Genomic DNA, 23,951 nt, shown 5'->3' on the forward strand with positions numbered 1-23,951 from the left:
ACGCAACAAGGTAAAAAAGCCCAGCCTTGGCGCCATGTAAAAAGCTAGAGCCACTGCGGAAAAAGGACACCCATGACCACTAAAGATTACACAGAATTCGCCTTCACCTTGCCCGATCTGATCGAAATCCAGCGGGCAAGTTTCCGCTGGTTCCTAGAAGCCGGACTGATCGAAGAACTCGACAGCTTCTCCCCGATTACAGACTACACGGGCAAGCTGGAACTCCACTTCATGGGCAAAGACTTCAAACTCAAGCGCCCAAAATACGACGTGGACGAAGCCAAGCGCAGGGACAGCACCTACTCGGTGCAAATGTACGTACCCACCCGCCTGATTAACAAAGAAACAGGGGAAATCAAAGAACAAGAAGTCTTCATCGGCGATTTGCCCTTGATGACCGAGCGCGGCACTTTCATTATCAACGGCGCCGAACGGGTGATTGTCAACCAAATCGTGCGATCGCCCGGGGTGTACTACAAATCAGAAACCGACAAAAACGGTCGCCGTTCGTATAACGCCTCGCTTATCCCCAACCGAGGTGCGTGGCTGAAATTTGAAACAGATAAAAACGATTTAGTCTGGGTCAGAATCGACAAAACCCGCAAACTCTCAGCCCAGGTGCTGCTCAAAGCCCTCGGACTCACCGACGGCGAAATCTACGACTCCCTGCGGCACCCGGAATACTTCCAAAAAACGATCGAGAAAGAAGGACAATTTGGCGAAGAAGAAGCTTTGATGGAGCTCTACCGCAAACTCCGTCCAGGCGAACCCCCCACCGTAGCGGGCGGCGAACAGCTCCTCAACTCCCGCTTCTTCGACCCCAAACGCTACGATTTGGGGAGAGTCGGCCGCTACAAACTCAACAAAAAACTGCGCTTGACAGTCCCGGATACGATGCGGGTGCTGACATCGCAAGATATCTTGACGGCGATCGACTACTTAATCAACCTCGAATTCGACATCGGTTCGACAGACGACATCGACCACTTAGGCAACCGCCGCGTCCGCAGTGTCGGAGAACTGCTGCAAAACCAAGTGCGCGTCGGTCTCAACCGCTTAGAACGGATTATCCGCGAAAGAATGACCGTCTCGGATGCCGACTCCCTCAGCCCCGCTTCTCTGGTCAACCCGAAACCTCTGGTAGCAGCAATCAAGGAATTCTTCGGTTCCTCCCAGCTATCCCAGTTCATGGATCAAACCAACCCTCTGGCAGAACTGACGCACAAACGCCGGCTTTCCGCTTTGGGTCCTGGAGGTCTGACTCGGGAACGCGCCGGGTTTGCGGTGCGGGACATTCACCCGTCCCACTACGGTCGGATTTGCCCGATCGAAACACCAGAAGGCCCCAACGCCGGTCTGATCGGTTCCTTGGCAACCCACGCCCGCGTCAACTCCTACGGGTTCATCGAAACTCCTTTCTATCCAGTAGAAAAAGGACAGGTGCTGCGCGACAAAGCCCCCGTTTACATGACAGCCGATGAAGAAGACGATTTGCGCGTCGCCCCCGGAGACATCAGCCTCGACGAAAACAACAACCTCTTGGGCGAAACCGTAGCCGTCCGCTACCGCCAAGAATTTACTACCACCACTCCGATGCAGGTGGACTACATGGCGATTTCGCCCGTGCAAATCGTCTCCGTAGCGACATCGCTGATTCCGTTCCTGGAACACGACGACGCCAACCGAGCTCTGATGGGATCGAATATGCAGCGGCAAGCTGTGCCGCTACTGAAACCAGAACGGCCCCTAGTCGGTACGGGCTTGGAAGCTCAGGCAGCCCGAGATTCCGGGATGGTTGTGGTTTCCCGGATTAACGGTGAGGTAATTTACATCGACGCCACCCGGATTATTGTCAAACCCCTAGCTGTGGATGCCGAATCGAATTCCAGCGAAGAACATTTCCTGATTCGGGAATACGACGATCTCAAAGTCAAACAGCCCTCGGTTTGGAAGCAAAAATATGCTGGCTGCATCGAACACGAACTGCAAAAATATCAGCGCTCTAACCAAGATACTTGTTTAAACCAGCGTCCGCTGATTTATGAGGGCGATCGAGTAGTTGCCGGTCAAGTTCTCGCCGACGGTTCCTCCACTGAAGGGGCAGAACTCGCTCTTGGCCACAACATCCTCGTAGCTTATATGCCTTGGGAAGGCTACAACTACGAAGACGCCATGCTAATTAGCGAGCGTTTGGTGTATGAAGATGTCTACACATCGATCCACATTGAAAAATACGAAATCGAAGCCCGCCAAACCAAACTCGGCCCCGAAGAAATCACCCGCGAAATTCCTAATGTCGGCGAAGACGCGCTGCGCCAGCTAGACGAACAGGGCATTATCCGCAAAGGTGCCTGGGTAGAAGCCAGCGACATCCTAGTCGGCAAAGTCACCCCCAAGGGCGAATCCGACCAACCGCCGGAAGAAAAACTGCTGAGGGCAATCTTCGGCGAAAAAGCCCGCGACGTGCGCGACAATTCCCTCCGCGTCCCTAACGGCGAAAAAGGTCGCGTGGTGGACGTGCGGGTGTTTACCCGCGAACAGGGCGACGAACTGCCTCCCGGCGCCAACATGGTCGTCCGCGTCTACGTAGCTCAAAAGCGGAAGATTCAAGTCGGCGACAAAATGGCCGGCCGCCACGGAAATAAGGGTATTGTGTCCCGGATTCTGCCGATGGAGGATATGCCATACTTACCAGACGGGACTCCCGTTGATATAGTGCTCAATCCCTTGGGCGTACCGTCGCGGATGAACGTAGGTCAGATTTTTGAGTGCTTGCTAGGATGGGCCGGCGAAAATCTGTCGATGCGGTTCAAGATGGTGCCTTTTGATGAAATGCACGGCGCTGAAAAGTCGCGGGAAACCGTACACGGCAAGCTGCAGGAGGCGCGCGAAAAAACCGGCAAGCCTTGGGTGTTTAACGAAAAGCACCCCGGCAAGACTATTGTCTACGATGGCAGAACAGGGGAACCGTTCGATCGCCCCATCACAGTCGGCATCGCCTATATGCTGAAGCTGGTCCACTTGGTAGACGATAAGATCCACGCCCGCAGCACAGGCCCTTACTCCCTGGTAACGCAGCAGCCTTTGGGCGGCAAAGCGCAGCAGGGGGGTCAGCGGTTCGGAGAAATGGAAGTCTGGGCTCTGGAAGCGTTCGGCGCAGCTTATACTTTGCAAGAGTTGCTGACTGTCAAGTCGGACGATATGCAGGGGCGGAATGAAGCGCTGAATGCCATTGTTAAAGGCAAAGCTATTCCGCGCCCCGGTACGCCGGAATCTTTCAAGGTGCTGATGCGGGAGTTGCAGTCTTTGTGTTTGGATATTGCCGTGCACAAGGTGAATACGTCCGACGAGGGCAGCGAGCACGTTGAGGTGGATTTGATGGCGGATGCTGGGGGCAAGCGATCGCCCTCCCGGCCTACTTACGAATCCCTTTCTCGCGACGAACTGGACGAGGATTAGGCATTAAAGATTTTAGATTCAAGCTTTTTTGACAGCATTCAATCTAAAATCTTTAATCGACAATCTCAAATTAAAATGCCTCAGCAGTGGTACGAACACTGCTGAGGCGAATCAACGCTCTTAAGAGGAGAGACGCTGACGTGACTATTGTAACAGTTGTACCGGGAATTGAAGGAGAATTTGACCTTAAGACTGGCTGTATTAACTGGCAAGGGGGCAAGTTTGGCAACGGTTACGGGCGCAAGTGGCTCAATGGCAAAACGGTATTAGTCCACCGATTAGTCCTCGAATCAAAAATAGCAGGATTCCTCGATTCCGGTTATTTTGCTTGCCATACCTGCGACAATCGAAGCTGCATCAACCCGGCACATCTGGTAGTAGGTACTGCTGCTGAGAATACCGGGCAGATGATTGGGCGCGATCGCAAAACTCCCAGACGCAAAAGTATTCCCGGTATTGGCATATTGTCGATCGCACAACTACGGGAAATTCAGACTAAATATTTATCTGGAACCATCAAGAACCACCTAGCAAAAGAGTATGGAGTACAACATGAAACTATTACTAAGATACTTCAGACAAATATTCCCGATAACTACACTACAGTTTCGCCCTGTTTTTTAGGAGAAATTCAAGACAGCGGCTGCATCATTTTCCAAGGCTCAAAGGACGGTCAAGGCTATGGCCGATACTGGAAAAATGGGAAATCGAAATCAGTTACTCGTGCTGTTTTAGCTGAGAAATTAGGATGTGAAATTCCTACTTCGATAGATGCTTGTCATACCTGCGACAATCCCAGTTGTATTAATCCAGAACACCTTTGGGGTGGTACTCGCACTCAAAATTCATTAGATGCTTCTAAGAAAGGACGCACTCAAGGCAAAAGTCATCCCCTTTCCCAGGCAAAATTAGACTGGGAAAAGGTGCGAGAAATTCGGCAAAAACTAGCCGCAGGAGAGAGAGTGAAGGATGTAGCTCAGGAATATGGTGTGGGTCGCAAAACCATACATGATATTAAGTATCACGTCACTTGGAAGGAAGAAGACCAAGAGGTTCCAGTTCCTCGCATGGGTGGATATCTCGACCGGAAATTGACTTTCGAGCAAGCTCTTGAGGTACGAAAAAGGATTAGAGATAGAGAATCTATCTCTAAAATAGCTGATGACTTAAGAGTCTCCTCAAGTGTCATCTATGATATTAAAAACAATATCACATATAAAGGAGTATAAGATTGATTTAAGCCGTAAAAAAAACACAGAAAAAAGATAAACCACCACAAATAATCTCCTGTAAATTATCAATTGGAGTCAAGAATGGCTAAAATAGAACAACGCTTTGATTACGTCAAGATCGGGTTAGCTTCACCAGAAAGAATTCGACAGTGGGGAGAGAGAACTTTACCCAACGGTCAGATAACTGGAGAAGTGACGAAGCCCGAAACAATAAATTATAGGACTTTGAAACCTGAAATGGATGGCTTGTTTTGCGAGCGCATTTTTGGGCCTGCAAAAGATTGGGAATGTCATTGTGGGAAGTACAAACGAGTTCGCCATAGAGGCATTGTTTGCGAAAGATGCGGTGTTGAAGTCACTGAATCTCGGGTCCGCCGTCACCGGATGGGATTTATCAAATTAGCAGCTCCAGTAGCTCACGTTTGGTATCTCAAAGGCATCCCGAGTTACATGGCAATTCTGTTAGATATGCCCCTGCGAGATGTCGAACAAATCGTCTATTTCAATGCCTACGTTGTCCTCAATGCAGGTAATGCAGAGAAGCTGCAATACAAGCAATTGCTCACGGAAGATGCTTGGCTGGAAATAGAAGACGAACTTTACAGCGAAGATTCCACACTCACAGGTGTAGAAGTAGGGATTGGTGCTGAAGCTTTGCAAGTTTTGCTGCAAAACATTCCGCTAGAAACTGAAGCGGAAAAGCTGCGGGAAGATATTGCTAATGCTAAAGGTCAAAAACGGGCGAAGTTGATTAAACGCTTGCGAGTGATTGACAACTTCATTGCTACGGGTTCTCATCCCGATTGGATGGTGCTCAATGTGATTCCGGTGATTCCCCCGGACTTGCGGCCGATGGTGCAGCTAGACGGCGGGCGTTTTGCAACCAGTGACCTCAACGACCTATATCGGAGAGTCATCAACCGCAATAACCGCTTGGCGAGACTGCAAGAAATTCTCGCGCCGGAGATTATCATCCGCAACGAAAAGCGGATGCTTCAAGAAGCTGTGGATGCGCTGATTGACAACGGTCGCCGGGGGCGGACGGTGGTGGGCGCAAACAACCGCCCGCTGAAGTCGCTGTCGGACATCATTGAAGGGAAACAAGGCCGCTTCCGGCAAAACTTGCTGGGGAAACGGGTTGATTACTCCGGGCGTTCGGTGATTGTGGTGGGGCCGAAACTGAAAATTCATCAGTGCGGTTTGCCGAGGGAAATGGCGATCGAACTTTTCCAGCCTTTCGTCATCCACCGCCTGATCCGCCAAGGATTGGTCAACAACATCAAAGCTGCCAAAAAACTGATCCAGCGCAACGATCCCAGTGTTTGGGACGTGCTTCAGGAGGTAATTGAAGGACACCCGGTGATGCTGAACCGGGCGCCGACGCTGCACCGTTTGGGGATTCAAGCCTTTGAGCCGATTTTGGTGGACGGGAGGGCAATTCAGCTTCACCCGCTAGTCTGTCCGGCTTTTAACGCTGACTTTGACGGCGACCAAATGGCCGTGCACGTGCCTTTGTCTCTGGAATCTCAGGCGGAAGCGCGCTTGCTGATGCTGGCTTCTAACAACATTATGTCGCCGGCAACCGGAAGACCGATCGTTACTCCTTCTCAAGATATGGTGCTCGGTTGCTATTACTTGACAGCCGAAAATCCTGATGCTCAAAAAGGAGCAGGTCACTATTTCTCCAACCTCACCGACGCGGTTGTAGCTTACGAACAAGGAGTCGTTGACTTGCACTCATACGTCTGGGTGAGGTTTCAAGGCGCCATAGAAAACACAGAACCCGAGGGAGAACCGCTAAAGGTGGAACGCTCGACCGACGGTATAGTGACGAAAGAATACAAGTTCCGCCGGGTTCGGGAAGACGGAGAGGGCAAGGTGATCAATCAGTTCATTCGCACTACTCCGGGCAGGATTATCTATCACCAAACCATCGAATCGGTAATTAACAATTAGAAATTGGGAGGGGAATTGGTAAGAGGTAATGGGTAATGGGTAATGGGTAATGGGTAATCGGTAATAACTGACAAATAATCGCTAACAAATAATAGCGGCTGAAGCAGGAAAATTTACCAATTACTAATTACCAATTACCAATTACCAATTAAGTAGGTAGGTGCAAATAAACATTACTATGGGTAGGGCGGGTGAGTGCATTCATCTCCTCGCTTACATCTCCTCCTTATACGCTAAACCAGCCCCTACAAGATGCTTCTGGTTTTTTCGTGCCACTCTACTTATCAATTACCAATTACCAATTACCAATTACCAATTACCAATTACCAATTACCAATTACCAATTACCAATTACCACTACTCAGAAAAATGACAGAAAAGAAGGAAATTGTTTTTCGCAATCGAGTTGTTGACAAAGGTCAGCTCAAAAAATTAATCTCTTGGTCTTTCATGCACTACGGAACGGCCCGTACAGCGCAAATGGCCGATAAACTCAAAGACTTGGGTTTCCGCTTTGCGACACGAGCGGGAGTTTCGATTAGCGTAGACGATTTGCAAGTGCCCCCGTCGAAACGATCGCTCCTCGATGCAGCCGAAGAAGAAATCCGTATCACAGAACAAAAATACACCAGAGGCGAAATCACTGAAGTCGAACGCTTCCAAAAAGTAATCGATACCTGGAACAGCACCTCAGAAGACCTCAAAGACGAAGTAGTCAAAAACTTCCGAGCCACAGACCCCCTAAACTCGGTCTACATGATGGCCTTCTCCGGTGCGCGGGGGAACATTTCTCAAGTGCGGCAGCTAGTCGGAATGCGCGGATTGATGGCTGACCCGCAAGGAGAAATCATTGACTTGCCAATTAAAACCAACTTCCGCGAAGGACTCACTGTTACCGAATACATTATTTCCTCCTACGGCGCGCGCAAAGGCTTGGTAGATACAGCGTTGCGGACGGCAGACTCTGGCTATTTGACCCGCCGGTTGGTGGATGTATCCCAAGACGTAATTGTGCGGGAAGTGGACTGCGGCACTCAGCGGGGAATTCGAGTACGGCCGATGACGGACGGAGCAACAGTGCTGATTCCCCTGAAGGACAGGCTGCTGGGGCGCGTTTTCGCCCGAGATGTGGTGCACCCCAAAACCGGGGAAATCGTGGCTTACGGCAGCGAAAAAGCCGTCCGAAATCAGCCAATTACCGAGGAGTTGGCGGGGGAAATTGGTAAAGCTGGGGTGGCAGAGGTGTATTTACGATCGCCCCTGACTTGCGAATCTACCCGATCGGTTTGCCAGCACTGCTATGGCTGGAGTCTCGCCCACTTGAAAATGGTGGACATGGGAGAAGCGATCGGGATTATTGCAGCTCAATCGATCGGGGAACCGGGAACCCAACTCACCATGCGTACCTTCCACACCGGCGGCGTATTCACCGGAGAAGTGGCGAAACAAGAACGCGCACCCTTCCCCGGCGTGGTGAAATTCAAGAACTTGCGCACCCGCTCGTTCCGCACCAGACACGGCGAAGAAGCACTGGTGGCAGAAAACAACGGCAAACTTGTATTTGAGGGCGACGGCTTTGAAGAAGGGAAATCTGGCGCCAAAAATCAAAAACTGAAAATCGAATTGGCGATCGTCCAGGGTTCTACTCTGATGGTCAAAGACGGACAGCGCGCCATTCCCGGTCAAGTTTTGGCAGAAGTGCCGATCGTCGGTCGCGCAGCCCGCAAAACTACGGAAAAAGTGACTACGGACGTGGCTTCCGACTTAGCCGGAGAAGCAAAATTTGCTGATTTGGTGCCAGAAGAAAAAACCGACCGCCAAGGGAACACAACCCGCACAGCCAGCAAAGGCGGGCTGATTTGGATTCTCTCAGGAGAAGTCTACAACTTGCCCCCCGGCGCCGAACCAGCGGTCAAAAATGGCGATCGCATTCCGGCCGAAAGCGTGATTGCCGAAACGAAACTTGTCTCCGAACACGGCGGCGTAGTCCGTATCGCTGACCCGAGAGAAATCGAAATTATCACCGCGCAAGTCCTGCTCGACCAAGCCATCGTGCGGGCCGAAAGCGCAGGTGGCCGCGACCACTACACGATCGAAACAGCTTCTAAGCAGCGGTTTTCCCTGAAGACGGCTCCCGGGAGCAAGGTGATTAACGGGGAAGTGGTGGCGGAACTGCTCGACGACAGCTACCGCACAGCGACAGGGGGCATTGTCAAGTACGGCGGAGTAGAAGTCCACAAGCGCGGCAAAGCTAAACTTGGCTACGAAGTCGTCAAAGGCGGGACTCTACTCTGGATACCGGAAGAGTGCCACGAGGTGAATAAGGATATTTCTCTGCTGCTGGTGGAAGATGGCCAGTACGTGGAGGCGGGTACTGAGGTGGTTAAGGATATTTTCTGCCAAACCAGCGGGGCAGTGGAAATCACTCAGAAAAATGACATCCTCCGGGAAATTGTGATTAAGCCGGGGACACTCCATGTGGTTGACCGCCCGCCGCTAACTTTCGGGGAAGGTCAAATTGTCAATGCGGGTCAAGAGATTTTCCCGGGCTTGATTGCCGAAGAGTTGGGCTATGCCGAGTATATCGAAACTCCCGAGGGCCCGGCTTTGCTGCTGCGGCCTGTGGTGGAATTTCCAGTACCTGACAAGCCGCCGGTGCCTTCTCAGACGGCGCTGAATGAGTCAATCTCTTTGAAAGCGGTGCAGCGACTGCCCTATAAGGATGGGGAGCGCGTCAAATCGGTCGAGGGATTGGAATTGCTGCGGACTCAGCTTATTTTGGAAATTGGTTCCGGAGCTCCGCAATTGGCGGCGGATATCGAGCTGCTGCCGGATGAGGAAGATGCTATGGCTTTTGGGGCGGACGGTTCGGGGCCGGCTTGGGGTTCGCCTGAAGACGTTAGTGCGTCCCAAGAGTTGGCGATGACTGTGGCCGATGGGGGCGATCGAGCTTCAAAAACTTTCCGCTTGCAGTTGGTGATTTTGGAATCGCTGGTAATTCGGCGGGACGTGTCTGCTGACCCCACTCAGGGCAGCACTCACACGCGGCTGTTGGTGGAGGATGGGCAGTCGATCGCGCCCGGGGCAGTAGTTGCCCGCACGGAGATTCTGTGCAAAGAAGCGGGTATCGTTCGGGGCATCCGCGAGGGACTCAACGAACCAGTGCGCCGACTGTTGGTGATGCGGGATGCGGATTCTATTTCGATCTCTGTGGCGGGTAGGCCGGATGTGAGTCCAGGTCAACTGCTGGTGGCTGGTACTGAAATAGCTCCGGGGGTTGTTCTCGAAGAGTCCGGCCAAGTTGTGAAGGTTGTACCTGCGTCGGAGACAGAACCTGCGAAACTCTTGCTCAGGGTGGCTCGCCCTTACCGGGTTTCGGCCGGTGCGGTGCTGCACGTAGACGACGGCGATTTGGTGCAGCGGGGTGATAATTTGGTGATTCTGGTGTTTGAGCGGGCAAAGACTGGGGATATCATTCAGGGTTTGCCACGGATTGAGGAACTTCTCGAAGGGCGCAAGCCGAAGGAAGCCTGTATTTTAGCCAAGCGGCCGGGAACGGCTCGGGTGGTTACGGATGATGATGTTGTGGAACTTGCGGTGATTGAGGATGATGGCCGGATTGAGGAATATCCTTTGTTACCCGGTCAAAACCCGATCGTTTCCGACGGACAGCGCGTGGGCGTCGCCGAAGCTTTGACCGACGGGCCTGCTAATCCTCACGAAATTCTGGAGGTGTTCTTCCACGTGCTCAAGGAGCGACAGTCTACTTTTGAGGCTGCCTTGGAGAGTTTCCAACAGGTGCAGACGTTTTTGGTGAATGAGGTGCAGTCGGTTTATCAGTCTCAGGGCGTGGATATTTCTGATAAGCACATCGAGGTGATTGTCCGCCAGATGACAAATAAAGTCAGGATGGAAGATGGCGGCGATACTACTATGCTCCCGGGCGAGTTGGTAGAATTGCGGCAGGTTGAGCAGGTGAATGAGGCGATGTCAATTACTGGTGGAGCGCCGGCGGATTATACTCCCGTGTTGCTGGGGATTACTAAGGCTTCGCTGAATACTGATAGCTTTATTTCTGCGGCTTCGTTCCAGGAGACTACGCGGGTATTGACTGAAGCTGCGATCGAAGGTAAGTCTGACTGGCTGCGCGGTCTGAAAGAAAATGTCATCATCGGCCGCCTAATTCCTGCGGGTACTGGGTTCAATGCCTATGAGGATGCTGGGGTTCAGGATGCGGCTTTTGATGGTGCTGTGTTTGATGACGACATCCACGATTTGCAAGAGGATGTCGTTTTGGACGATCGCACTGCACGTCGCGCTTATACGATCGAGAGCGGTTTTGAGATCGGGCGCGCGTCTGACCTTGAGGCTGATGAGGATTTTGAGGAAGTTGAGGTTGATGAGGACGATTTTGTCGCTGAGACTGAGGATGATTCCTTGGGGCCTGATGCTGACGATGATGATGATGATATCGGTTTTGACTTCGATGAGGACGAAGACTAATAATAGTTTTGAGATTGCATGAATGAGTAAATAGCGTTGCGAGCGCTGAGGAGAGGTTCCTCGCCGCAACGCACTCTTCGATCTCATGAGTTGAAAAATCTCAAATTTTTCCTCACTCATTAAAAGTCAGAACTCATCGTATTGTGCGATCGGGATCTCCAAAGAAAAAAGGAAGAAGGAAGAGTCAGAATTCAAGAAAACTTTGTAATTCAAGAGTTTTAATGGTTTGTTGCTTCCAACAAAAAATTCTTTCTTCCTTCTTCCTTTTTCCTTATTCCTTCTTATTCCTACTTAATGTATGGTTTACTCAATCAGGCAGCAAAGCCTTGATCTGATCGACAAACTCTTGATGGTCTACCACAGGTTTAGAGATGTAACCATCAGCACCGCTTTGATCGAGAAATGTTTCTTTATCACCGGCCATCGCGTGAGCAGTCACCAAAATAATCGGCAGCGAGGCCGTTTGCGGGTCAGCTTTGAGCAGTTGAGTAATCTTAATGCCGTCAACAGATTTGCCCTGGTACACGCTGCGGGAAAGTGACACATCCATTAAAATCAAATCAGCTTCGCCGTTTGCAGCAATCTGCATCACCTCTTCAACATTTTCCGTGTGCTTCACGGCTAAGCCCCCCCGCTTAGTCAGAATTTTGGAAAAAACCCGAGCATTAACCAAATCGTCCTCTACAATCAGAACGGTTTTCATAAATAAATATGGGAACTATAGAAACTTTGTGACTTGAGTCCAAAGAGGAACACGGCACGGGGACTACATTCCCCGTCAAAAATGCAGAGTTTTTAGCGCCATCAGCCGGGAACCCTGCAAAACCCGTATGTATATCTTTGATCTACTAGCTGTCAGAAGGTGTAAAGATGCCTAGAAGCATCCAGTACCATCATCATTTAGACTACTACACACAGACAGTTTAGTTGTTTTTTATAACTAGACCTGACACTGGTGAAAGTCTCAAGATTCTCAGGTAGCAGGTTTCTAGTACAATCCTGGGCGCATCGACGACGCCTAGAAACCGGGTTCTCGATCGTTTCGGCGGGCTATAACGAAGTATTGCTATGAAAAACCCGGTTTCTGACTACCCGTGCGTCCTGGACTATAGTATCCTTTCTTTCCCTCAAGCCTCCGGCTTCTACCATTTTAGATTTTAGATGGGGAATGAGTGACTGGATATGGGTTTGGATCACGGGCCTAGAGTTGCATTCTTTTTTGAAACTGATATGAGAGTGCCGGAGGTGTGACAATTATTTTCTTTCCTGCTCTTAGAATCAAGCCATGTTTATTCACATACTCCCGCCGCATTCGGAGTAGCGAATCTAGCGGGGATTGTTGGAAATTCCTAATTCTCAGTTTTGACCGATCGAGACGGCTTAAAATATCGACGCTTCCGTTCATCAAGCGGAGGTCAGACTAGGAGATGTCGCGATGAGAGCTTTTGACTGCTGAATTCTTCAAGATCGCCATTTTTGACACTCTCAGCGAGTCACCGCGACGCTCCATTCTGGAATAAGCCAAAACTTGGACTTCACTCGTAGTCCAGGTACCTCTACACGCTCAAAACAAGAACCCCTACCAGAGGTATTGCAATTGGGCTTACTTTTTTTTTAATGCTTTCCGAGTCCATCACGCTTGCCAAAATGCGCTAGGCTCTATCTTCTACCAGTGCTGATTGATAAACGCTACGGCTGTACCGAGATGAGATGAATCGGGCTTTTCTCCTGAAGAGAATATTTCTTCGCGTAGATGGTTATTTCTAATTGCAATTAAATTCTATCATAGATTGACGGGGACTAAAGTCCCTCGTGACGCTTTGCTAGGAAGGGCTAAAGCCTCATTACGTTCTGAGCTTCTGGCATTCGGTGTTCTCCTGTGAATCAACCTTCTGACGGCGGGCGGTAAATAGACAGGTAGGCGCAAATGAAGGCAACATAGAGGTTAGGGTAAGAGTGGAGAGTAAGAGGCAAGCGTTGCCCGTCTTCGGCACTCTGATTCTGCTTTCACAAGTTAAGTTTATTTTTATTCTCCAACTGAGCGGTAGGGCCGAACTTTCGGTTCGCCTGCGGCAAACGCTTTTCACTCGATACAGGCAACCTCGGCATTATTGACAGAGGCTCTCTTCACTCAGGAATTAACGGACACAAGGACTCATGGCTAAACAACTCAACCTACTTTCCGGGCAAGTAATTTCTACGCCTCTGCACGCCGAGATGCAGCAATCGTACCTCGAATATGCCATGAGTGTGATCGTCGGGCGAGCTTTGCCTGATGTCCGCGACGGTTTAAAACCGGTTCACCGTCGAATTTTGTACGCGATGCACGAACTCGGTCTGACGCCAGACCGACCTTACCGCAAGTGCGCACGGGTCGTTGGAGATGTTTTGGGAAAATATCACCCTCACGGCGACCAATCGGTTTACGACGCTCTGGTGCGCATGGTTCAGGAGTTTTCGAGCCGCTATCCTTTGCTGGCGGGTCACGGCAATTTCGGTTCGGTGGACAATGACCCGGCTGCTGCTATGCGCTACACGGAAACTCGGCTGGCACCGATCGCCCACGAAGCGATGCTCACCCAAGTCGGCGATGCAACTGTTGATTTTACTGGAAACTTTGATAGTTCGCAGCAGGAACCGACGGCGCTGCCTGCTCAGTTGCCGTTTCTATTACTCAACGGCTGTACGGGCATTGCTGTGGGGATGGCAACTAATATCCCGCCGCACAATTTGGGGGAGGTGGTAGATGCTTTAATTGCTTTGATTGAAAACCCGGAACTATCGGACGAGAAGTTGATAGAACTGATTCCGGGCCCTGATTTTCCGACCGGAGGGGAAATCGTCGCTACAGAGGGCATTGTTGACGCCTACACTAAGGGTCGAGGCAGCATTGCGGTCAGGGGTGTGGCCGGGGTGGAAGAGGTGCCCGGTAATCGCAAGGTGCGCACTAAAACGGCGATCGTGGTGACGGAGTTTCCGTTTCAGGTAAATAAGGCGGCTTGGATTGAAAAGGTGGCGGAGTTGGTCAATTCCGGCCGCCTCGACGGTATTTCTGATTTGCGTGACGAGAGCGATCGCGAAGGCATTCGAGTCGTGATTGAACTCAAGCGGGAATTTACCCCTGAAGCGGTTCTGGCTCGTCTTTATCAACAAACTGACCTGCAAACAAATTTTGGCGCGATTTTGCTGGCAATTGTTAACGGTCAACCGCGACAGTTGACGCTGAGACAATTGTTGCAGGAATTTCTGGATTTCCGGGAAGTGACTCTTACCCGCCGCTACAATTACGAGTTGCAGGCTGCGGAACGCCGCTGTCACATTGTCCAAGGCTTAATGTTGGCTTTGACAAATCTCGATACAGCGATCGACATTCTCAGAAATTCTCCTGACGGCACTACTGCTAAGCAAACTTTGCAAGTTCGCCTCAATTTGAGCGAAAGTCAAGCTGATGCTATTTTGGCGATGCCGATGCGCAGGCTGACTGGTTTGGAAAGGCAAAATTTGCAGTCTGAGTTTGATGAGTTGATGGCTAATATTCAAGAATTGCAGCGGTTGTTGAGCGACAGGCGGGAACTTTTGAAGGCTTTAAAGAAGGAATTTCGATCGCTCAAACGCAAGTACGCTGACCCCCGCCGCACTAAATTCGCCAATGGAACCGGACGCGCAGCAAACGCCGAACCACAATTTTCTGGTAAGAAAAATTCTGCGGTGAAGCAGTTGTCGCCGGCAACGATTCAGCCTAACTTATTGCCCGTTCTAGAGGCAGAGGAAACAATTGTTGAATTTTCGCACAAGCAGTACGTGCGGCGCTTGCCCGCTGGGGAACGGCCTCGCTCGAAAAGTCGCGAAAAATCGGTTTCAGCTTTAGAAAAAAATGAAGATTTTATTGTGACGGCTAAGCTGACGAAAACCGATCGCACTTTGGTCGTCTTAACTCCTAACGGCAAAGCTTACCCGCTGAAAGTGGCCGATATTCCTAGTAGTAGCGCCAAAGACCGGGGAACGCCGATCGTTAGTTTGTTGTCGCCGAGTGCTACTAAAGAAAGTGCCGGTCGCGCTTTGTCGGAAATCACAGTTGCACACTTTATTTTGCCGGAAAATTCGGAAGCTGCAGATTTAGTAACTCTGACTCAGCAAGGGAAAATTAAGCGCTTGCCGATGCAGGAATTTGCTGATTTGACTAATCGTGGCGTTACAGTTGTTAAACTCAAGGAGGACGATCGGCTGCGCTGTGCGAGTCTGGGTAAAGTCGGCGACCAAGTGGCGATCGCAACTTCAGGAGGCCGAGTCCTCCGGTTTGAGATTGACGATGAACAACTGCCGCCAATGGGCCGCACGGCCCAGGGATCTCAAGTAACCAGGTTGCGGAAGCAGGAAGAGTTGGTGGGTTGCATCACTCTCGACCCGAACGACAGTCTGGTGCTATTTTCTGAGTTGGGTTGGGCAAAACGAATGCCTGCAGGTTCTGTCAGACTTACTAACCGGGGCGAAATTGGCACTCAAGCTTTTCGTTTCTCAGAGCCTAAAGATGCTTTAGTTGCCTTGCTGCAGGCTGTTCCGGGTACGGAGGTGAAACTTTTTACTAATTCTGGCCGCCTGCTGCGATCGGCTATTGATGCTATAGCTTTTTGGGGGAAAGATGCTGCGGGCGATCGAGTTTTTGACCTCAATCCAGGTGAAAGAATCATCAAAGTTATCAGCAGTCAATAGTCATTAGTCATGGGTCATTCATTGTGTCATTATTCGCTGTGAGTCAATTAAAGCTTGCCTTTGTTGCCTTCCAGAGTATACGTCCAATTCCATTCCCCATTAAGCCTTGTTCCCAGGCTCTGCCTGGGAATACATACCCGGAGGCTCTACCTCCAATTCCCCAATCTAAAATCTAAAATCTAAAATCTAAAATTGTTTAATGGCGCAAGTTGTATTAGAAAATATCTACAAAAGTTTTCCGCTCCGCCAAGGAGAACAGGAAAAAGAAGCAAACACCGTTGCAGAAAATGTCTCGCCTATAGCCGATCGCCCTTCGTCTAACAGCGTTTTGCGGCGCATCAACCTAACGGTCGAAGACGGGGAATTCATGGTGCTGGTGGGACCTTCTGGCTGCGGAAAAAGCACTTTGCTGCGTTCGATCGCCGGTTTGGAAGTTTTGACAGCCGGCAATATTTGGGTTGGCGATCGGCTGGTTAACGATTTGCCTCCTAAAGACCGAGATATCGCTATGGTATTTCAAAATTATGCTCTCTATCCTCACTTAACAGTTTACGATAATCTCGCCTTTGGATTGCGTCGCTCGGAAAGGGAGAAAGAAGAAGGAAGAAGGAAGAAGGAAGAAGGAAGAAGGAAGAGGGAAGAAGGAAGAAGGGGGAAGATACAAGGAGAAGAAGGAAGCATCCAGAAGATAGAAAAAATTAGGAATAAGGTAGAAGAGGTTATTAAGGATTTAGCTTCTAATTATTTAAAAAATCCTCTAAGTTATCCTTTGTTTGAGGACTTTTTAGGAGGAGCGACTCGCAAGTTACCTCCGGGTTTGCGCTATTTGTCGGAACGGGAAAAGGCAGTAGGAAAACGAGTGCGGGAGGTAGCTGAATTATTGCAAATAGAATCTCTTTTAACTCGCTTGCCAAAACAACTTTCCGGAGGGCAAAAGCAGCGGGTAGCTTTGGGTAGGGCGATGGCTAGAAATCCTGAAGTTTTTTTGATGGACGAACCGTTATCTAATCTGGATGCGAAATTGAGGGCGGAAACTCGATCGCAAATTGTGCAGTTGCAGCGACAGTTGGGAACTACGACTATTTATGTAACTCACGACCAAACTGAGGCGATGACTATGGGTGATCGGATTGCTATTATGAAGGTCGGCCAGATTCAGCAAGTAGCTAAACCTCTAGAGCTTTACAACAAGCCGGCTAATCTGTTTGTTGCTGAGTTTATCGGTTCTCCGCCGATGAATTTCTTGTTGGTGGAATTTAGTGCGCCCTTGTTGATTTCTCACCCGCAATTTCGCTTTACTTTACCCGATATTTGGGCAAAAAGTCTACAACAATATGACGGGCGAGGGCTAATTTTGGGCATTCGGCCGGAACATCTGAGCATTCACCCTCCTGCTACCAAAAATCTTTCGGTACAAGTAGAAATTGTAGAGGCTTTGGGACACGAAACTTATTTGGGGGTTTGTTTGACGGATGCTCCGGCCGTGCGGATGCAAGTGCGGGTTCCGCCTGAGCGATCGATCCGAGTTGGCGAGGAGCTTTGGTTGGCCATCGCCCATGACAAAATTCACTTGTTCGACCCCGATACTGAGTTGGCTATTTTTCCTGTTAGGTAAAATCCTCAAGGTCGATCGACTGTTGTCACCTATCTCAAGACCCACAAAATTGCACTTTTTTCAAGTCACTGTTATATTAATTTACATAAGCCTTACAAAAGTTAACGAAAGGAGTTCGCACTATGCAAGAACAAAAACGCAACGCTTGGAACTGGGGCTTCAGCGAAGGAGCCGAAAATTGGAACGGTCGTTTGGCGATGATTGGTTTCTCGGCCGCTGTCATAATCGAATTGGTTTCCGGTCAAGGCCTGCTTCACTTTTGGGGCCTGATGTAATTTTCTAGTTAAGACTTTTGTGACACTGCAAAGCTTGGGAGTTCCGTAACGGACTCCCTAAATTTTGGCAGCGCGATTTTGCCAGCAAATAGCCACTTGCTCCGGGCAGTTAGCAGCACAAAATTTAACAGCTATAGCCCAAACCGGGGCGGGGGGTCTCCCCCCCAAAAAAAAGAGTGCGAATCACTCTTTTGGGTGATGCTAGCAAATTACTCTAGCGGATATATTCTTTTAAGATGCTGTTGCGGTTGGGATGGCGCAACTTCCGCAGGGCTTTAGCCTCGATTTGGCGAATCCGCTCGCGAGTGACGTTAAAGATTTGACCAATTTCCTCCAAGGTCTTCATCCGTCCGTCATCTAAGCCGTAACGCAGCCGCAGTACATCCCGTTCTCGGGGGCTGAGAGTATCCAAAACGCTTTCCAAGTCTTCTCTGAGCAAGTTTTTGGAGACTTGATCTTCTGGTGTTTCCCCGTCTGATTCAATAAAATCTCCCAGACGTGAGTCTTCCTCTTTGCCGATCGGAGTTTCTAAAGAGATCGGCAACTGTGCGGACTTAGCAATGAACCGCAACTTCTCGATCGTCATTTCCATGCGGGTAGCAATTTCTTCTTCCGTAGGCTTGCGACCCATTTCCTGAGACAGGAGTTTGGTAGTTTTCTTGATCCGCGAAATCGTTTCGTAAAGGTGAACCGGGAGGCGGATAGTGCGCGATTGGTCGGCGATTGCTCTGGTGATGGCTTGACGTATCCACCAAGTTGCATAGGTAGAAAACTTGTAGCCTTTTTCGTGATCGAATTTTTCAGCGGCTCTGATGAGACCCAAAGAGCCTTCCTGAATTAAATCTTGGAAAGACAAACCGCGATTCATGTATTTTTTGGCGATCGACACCACCAAACGCAGGTTTGATTGCACCATTTTTTCCTTTGCCCGACGGCCGACGTGGAGTCGGTGACGAAATGCAGGGAGTGCCATATCTACAGCATTAGCCCATTCGCTGTCTTTGGGTTCGCGGTCTAACTCTTCAAGCAGTTGTTCTCGAACTCGCTCTAATTCCAGCAAATCTGCAATCTTGCGCGCTAGTTCAATCTCTTCGTCAGCTCGCAGCAGTCGAATCCGACCGATTTCTTGCAGGTAAAGACGAATAGAGTCTTCAGTATAATGCTTTTTCTTTGCCTGTGCCCGACGACGGGCTTTGGCACCTTTGCCAGATTTAGTGTCCTCCTCAGATTGAGAATCTAAGAATTCTTCTCGATCGTCTTCTTCGTCGATAAAGAGTTCCAACTCGCTCTCAGGTAGAACGCTTTCGGCGCTCCGAAGCAACTCGATAGTTTCCATTTGGGGTGTGATTGTGGTTTCGAGTACGGTGTTAGCCTGGATCATGCCGTCTTCCTCATGCTCCTGAATTAAAGAATAAATAACAGTGGAATAGTGTCTGTTTGTAGTTTAGACAAGTTAGCCAGTATTGACATTCCCGCAGGAAGAAATAGTGGGATTTTCGGTCGGCTAGCTGAATCTGTTACCGAAACGGCACCAGTTTTATGAGTCAAAGTTCCAGTTATGGTTTGAAGCAGGGAGCGCATTCAATCGATCGCAGAGTTTAACATCGCGACATGGGATTGAGCGTGCGGCTTTTTCTTTCGGAGCGAGTTACGACATTATCTGCGATACCTTGCCCAGAGAAGCAAACCATGAAATGCGATCGCTCGCACCTCAAAAAATACTAACTTTTTTACTCGATACTTCGATCTTTTACCAGTACAAGTTTTCCGGCACGGAACCCTCTAACTTTTGTGTTCGATGTGTCGAACTTTTGATGCGCCTGGTGCTTTCATGATGTTGTCAGACATGACAGTTGCATGGCAAATTTTCGCCACCTTGGATGCGGGTCTGCTGGCTCAAATGCAACAGCAGAGGGTCAAAGCACCAAACGGGGAGAATCGGATCTTGCAAAGACCTTTCCGATTGTAGCCTTTCTCACAAAAAATGGAAGTTGTTTTCCATTGTTTGTCAAGAACTAGGAAAACTCTATCAGCTTAGCTTGACAATAGGGACTCGTGTCTAAATCTGCTAAATCCTGAGAATGGCCAGTAAAAACTTTGGCACAATCGAACGGCGCTGTTTTCTGCGCATATCTGGGTGAACGGCTGCGGCGTAGTTGGCCAGACAGTTAGCAGACAGTTTTTGACTTGCCGGAATTGGGACCAATACAATCCGTGTAGATACACCCATCATTACCCTGTTTCCCTGAATTGAATCATACGCAATGTGCGATTGAATAAACCTCGTAGCTTTAGTTTTAAGCCGACAACTCTGGACTAGAGACCGACTCTGACCCCAAATGAAGCGTTGCGGGTTGAGTAATGCAACAGGGGCTTTCATTGTTAAGTTAGCTCAAATCTCAGAAATTGGGTTTAATTTTGACGTTAAATCACATTAAGTTCTTAACGTCACTTTCTCATTTAAGCAGTTCGACACGAGTTTGTCGCGTCAGCGGCAAAAACCACCCGGATAAATTCTACTGAGAGTTCACGCAATGCGCAATGCTCGGCTGCAAACTGCTCTAAAATGTGTTGGCTTCCGGCTGGCACTTGCGCGATCGCACTTTCTCACAAAAATCACAATTCGCCATCTTCCGGAAGTATAACTTCACGATTCCTTTAAATATATCGTAACAGTGTAAAGATTTAATAAAGCCCTTTAATCAATTTTAGGTAGCATTCTCGAATTGTCTTGATAATTTCAAGCAGACGGAAAAAAATCCACAGAGGGCGTTGCTGCAACTGCCTGCAGATGATAACTCCGCAAGGGAAGGAAAATTTACCCAATTAGCGATGTGCTTGCTCTTGTTGGACAAGGCATAAGCTGCTGGATGCACTTAAAGATGTGGAGCGGTAGGACGCTGGTGCGATGCTCAAAGTTTTGTTATTATTTACAGAGCGTCCTCAGAAAGAACGTATCCGGGCTTTATCCTGTACTCGCGTTTAAATTATGTGGCTTGACTGTTAGAGGATGAAGCTATCAATAAACATTTCCGCTCCGTCTCTATATTGACAACCCAAGGAAGGTTTACTAGAAAAAATTCACCTTGCAAGAGAAAAATTTAGTAATTAATCCGGGCGATATTATCATCTCTTTATAGCGCGTGTTTTTAGTCAGGACTTCAATTTGTTTTTTTGTGAATAAGGACTAAAGTCCTGACTGCGAACTTAATTTAACCGCGACACAACTTACTGCTGATTCCGCAGGCGAGGGTTCACAAATTCGTTTAATCCTTCCCCCACCAAAGACAGTCCCACTACCATTAAAGTCATTGCCAAACCGGGAAACAAAGCCGTCCACCAAATGCCAGTAGGTAGTGCATCTAAAGCTAAACGCAAGTCGTGTCCCCATTCGGGAGTTGCTTCGGGAAGTCCTAATCCGAGAAATCCCAAACCTCCTAATGTTAAAATTGCATCGGCAGCGTTGAGCGCAAACAGCACCGGTACGCTCTGAATCACATTCAGAAACAGGTAGCGCGAAAGCACTGTCCAAGTGTCAGCACCCATTGCTCGGGCGGCTTCGACAAACAATTCGGTTTTGACGCTGACGGTGTGATTCCTGACGACGCGGTAGTATTGAGGGATGTAGGAAATGCTCAGGGCGATCGCAGCATTTAAAACTCCTTTTCCCACTACAAACGCTAGCGTCAATGAAAGTAGCAGCCCCGGCAAAGTATAAATTGTATCCATTAAAAATAACAACACTCGATCGAGCTTACCGCCCAAATAACCGCTAACTAGGCCCAGCGGCACACCGATAAACAAACTCAAAGATGTGGCTAAAATCACCACTTGCCAAGCCGCCCGAGAAGCAAACAGCGTGCGGGAAAAAACATCGTAGCCGCTGCGGCTAGTACCAAACCAATAATTCGCCGACGGCGGTTCGTGGATGGGGTTAATCAAAGCCTCGGTAGGATTTTGCAGCCATCCCCAAGCTTGCATAGCTGGAGACAAGGTGGCTACTAATATAAACACGGCAGTTATTGTCAAACCTGCCCACATCATTTTCATGGACAGGCTTGACGGTGAGGCACTGTTGAGAAATCGCGGCAGTCGGAGACGGCTTTGAGCCATAATGACGATCGACCAATATAAGACTTTTAGATTTTAGTAGGACTCAGGCGAAAAAACCCGGAACACTCAAAAATCCTCTTTCTTATTCGCCAAACACTCGCGAGAAACCGGGTTTTTTCGCGGGATGCAGCTAAAAAAAAATCGGTTTCTCCCCTGCACGGGACTGGCGCGCAGGGGAGAAACCGGGTTTTTGGCAGGCGGGACGCAAGTCGAGTTTAGGTTAAATTTCCCTTGGCGAATCTCAAATCTAAAATCGATCGAATGTCCTACAAATTACTGGCAATTAACTCACGGTACTGGCTTTTCGGCTTAACTCCTTTGAGCTCAGCTACCAAATCTTTGTCTTTGAAATACTGAATCGTCGGCGTACCAATCACGCCAGCATTTTCAGCAATTTCTGGATCTTCTTCAATGTCGATTTCCACGTAGTGGATTTTGCCCTCGAACTCATCTACTACTTTGCTCAAAATCGGCTTGAGGCTGTGACAAGGGCCGCAAGTCGGAGCGGAATATTTGACTACAATCAGCCGATCGCTATCGTGGAACAACTTCCGCAGAGCATAACCTCCTTCGTGGCGCGTGTCTGTGATATCAAAGTTCTCGCTGGTTTTGCGAACTTTTTGAGCTTCCGGCGCTGCCGCGGGTTGCTCGGATTCCTCGGTTTGATGGAATTCCTGAGCTAAACCTTTGGACGACAGCCACCTTTCTGCCAGCATCGCACCCATACAGCCGCTACCGGCCGCGGTGATTGCTTGGCGAAACTCGTGGTCTTGCACGTCGCCGACGGCGTAAACTCCCTCAACGCTGGTTTCTACCGAACCGTGTTTGGTAACGATATAGCCTACTTCGTCGAGTTCTAACTGACCTTGGAAAAGTTGAGTGTTGGGAGTGTGACCGATCGCGTAAAATAATCCCTTCACCAGCAAATCGCTCTCGGCGCCGGTCTCGATATTTCTAATTCTCACCCCGTCCATTTTGCCGCCCGGTTCGCCCAAGATATCCACTGCTTCGGTGTTCCAGTGCACGGTTATTTTGGGATTGCTCAGCACTCGGTCTTGCATGGCTTTGCTGGCGCGCATCCGATCGCGCCGCACCAGCATATGTACGTGAGAGCCGTATTTTGTCAAATAAATAGATTCTTCCGCTGCGGTGTCGCCCGCGCCGATTACAGCTAAATCTACTCCTTTAAAAATTGGGGTAGCGCCGTCGCAAATGGCACAGGCAGAAATGCCGTGACTCCAAAATACGTGTTCGCTAGGCAGCCCCAGCCTTTTCGCCGTCGCGCCTGTAGCGATTACTATCGTGTGGGTTTTGATTTCTCGGTCTTCCGATCGCACTGTAAACGGCCGCTGGCTCAAATCCACCGAAATTACATCTTCTGTGTATAATTCTGCACCCCAGCGCACTGATTGAGCTTTCATTCGATCCATGAGCTCCGGCCCGGTGATGCCTTCGGGGAAACCGGGGAAGTTTTCGACTTCTGTGGTGGTCATCAGTTGACCGCCGGGGACGCCTCCCGCTTGGTAGCCTTCAAACACTACGGGTTTCAGGTTTGCCCTCCCGGCGTAGATGGCTGCGGTGTAGCCTGCAGGGCCTGAGCCGATAATCACTAAGTTTTCTACGGTTTGTTCGGTCATAGCTTTTAGTCAAACTCATAACGACTTCGTTTTACTAATTCTAGCAGAGTTTGATCGAGTTTGGTTTGATGCCATTGTGCGATCGAGCATCTGTATCTATTGTTGAGGGTCGATCGGTCTTCGGCGCAATTCCAGCTTGTTTTATAAGCAAAAACAATCTAAAAGTCGATTTCGTTTTAAATGTTCGATCTATTTTGACCGCTGAAATCTTAAGCAAATCTAAAGATGACCAAAATTATTGACTTCATTCTCAATTATTTTACCTATTTACTTGCTTTGAGGCTTGTGGTACGATTTTCACAATCCAGGGGCATTATGACTAATTTAAGTTTTTGACGCTGAAAGCTTTTAAAATCGTAAAATTAACGAACTCTGCAAATGTAATAAATACAATTGTTTATGCAAAATCCGCATTTTATGGTTTAAGAATTGTAACGGAGATTTGGGTCAA

The 23,951-nt window shown here is 49.3% G+C and carries 11 protein-coding genes; 7 read left to right on the plus strand and 4 right to left on the minus strand.

What is annotated here, in order from left to right:
- Window positions 1-72: 72 nt before the first annotated feature.
- The 4 genes from rpoB to QUA78_RS21345 all read left to right on the plus strand — a co-directional run bounded on the left by rpoB (window position 73) and on the right by QUA78_RS21345 (window position 11,150).
- A complete protein-coding gene (rpoB, locus tag QUA78_RS21330; RefSeq protein WP_333189347.1) occupies window positions 73-3,459 on the plus strand; it encodes a DNA-directed RNA polymerase subunit beta in 3,387 nt (1,128 codons plus the stop codon).
- Between the two features lie 140 nt (window positions 3,460-3,599).
- Window positions 3,600-4,688 (plus strand): HNH endonuclease, encoded by a 1,089-nt coding sequence (locus tag QUA78_RS21335; RefSeq protein WP_333301444.1) that lies wholly within the window; start codon window positions 3,600-3,602, stop codon window positions 4,686-4,688.
- Between the two features lie 84 nt (window positions 4,689-4,772).
- Window positions 4,773-6,647: a DNA-directed RNA polymerase subunit gamma gene (locus QUA78_RS21340; protein ID WP_172186462.1), complete on the plus strand. Its 1,875-nt coding sequence runs from the start codon at window positions 4,773-4,775 to the stop codon at window positions 6,645-6,647.
- Window positions 6,648-7,016: 369 nt separating this feature from the next.
- Window positions 7,017-11,150, plus strand: a complete 4,134-nt coding sequence (locus QUA78_RS21345; protein ID WP_333301445.1) for a DNA-directed RNA polymerase subunit beta'' — start codon at window positions 7,017-7,019, stop codon at window positions 11,148-11,150.
- A 307-nt stretch (window positions 11,151-11,457) separates the two neighbouring features.
- Here the strand turns inward: QUA78_RS21345 and QUA78_RS21350 are convergent, their stop codons facing one another.
- Window positions 11,458-11,853 (minus strand): response regulator, encoded by a 396-nt coding sequence (locus tag QUA78_RS21350; RefSeq protein ID WP_172186460.1) that lies wholly within the window; start codon window positions 11,851-11,853, stop codon window positions 11,458-11,460.
- Window positions 11,854-13,307: 1,454 nt separating this feature from the next.
- On the opposite strand from QUA78_RS21350, the gene QUA78_RS21355 reads away from it, so the two are divergent.
- The 3 genes from QUA78_RS21355 (at window position 13,308) to QUA78_RS21365 (ending at window position 17,750) form a co-directional block, all read left to right on the plus strand.
- Complete coding sequence (locus tag QUA78_RS21355) at window positions 13,308-15,860, plus strand: DNA topoisomerase (ATP-hydrolyzing) (protein WP_333301446.1); 2,553 nt, start codon at window positions 13,308-13,310, stop codon at window positions 15,858-15,860.
- A 199-nt stretch (window positions 15,861-16,059) separates the two neighbouring features.
- Window positions 16,060-17,475 carry an ATP-binding cassette domain-containing protein gene (locus QUA78_RS21360; RefSeq protein WP_333301447.1) on the plus strand — a complete coding sequence of 472 codons (1,416 nt, stop codon included), beginning with the start codon at window positions 16,060-16,062 and terminating at the stop codon, window positions 17,473-17,475.
- A gap of 122 nt (window positions 17,476-17,597) precedes the next feature.
- Window positions 17,598-17,750 carry a chlorophyll A-B binding protein gene (locus QUA78_RS21365; protein WP_172186457.1) on the plus strand — a complete coding sequence of 51 codons (153 nt, stop codon included), beginning with the start codon at window positions 17,598-17,600 and terminating at the stop codon, window positions 17,748-17,750.
- Window positions 17,751-17,964: 214 nt separating this feature from the next.
- On the opposite strand, the gene rpoD is transcribed toward QUA78_RS21365, so the two are convergent.
- The 3 genes from rpoD to trxB form a co-directional block, all read right to left on the minus strand.
- Window positions 17,965-19,131, minus strand: a complete 1,167-nt coding sequence (gene rpoD / locus QUA78_RS21370) for an RNA polymerase sigma factor RpoD (RefSeq protein ID WP_172186456.1) — start codon at window positions 19,129-19,131, stop codon at window positions 17,965-17,967.
- Between the two features lie 1,847 nt (window positions 19,132-20,978).
- Window positions 20,979-21,863 carry an ABC transporter permease gene (locus QUA78_RS21375; protein WP_006632901.1) on the minus strand — a complete coding sequence of 295 codons (885 nt, stop codon included), beginning with the start codon at window positions 21,861-21,863 and terminating at the stop codon, window positions 20,979-20,981.
- 266 nt (window positions 21,864-22,129) lie between these two features.
- On the minus strand, window positions 22,130-23,500 hold the full coding sequence (gene trxB / locus QUA78_RS21380; RefSeq protein ID WP_333301448.1) for a thioredoxin-disulfide reductase: 1,371 nt from the start codon (window positions 23,498-23,500) through the stop codon (window positions 22,130-22,132).
- Window positions 23,501-23,951: the final 451 nt, after the last annotated feature.

It is taken from the genome of Microcoleus sp. K4-B3 (genome assembly GCF_036704615.1).
Taxonomy (GTDB): Bacteria; Cyanobacteriota; Cyanobacteriia; order Cyanobacteriales; family Microcoleaceae; genus Microcoleus.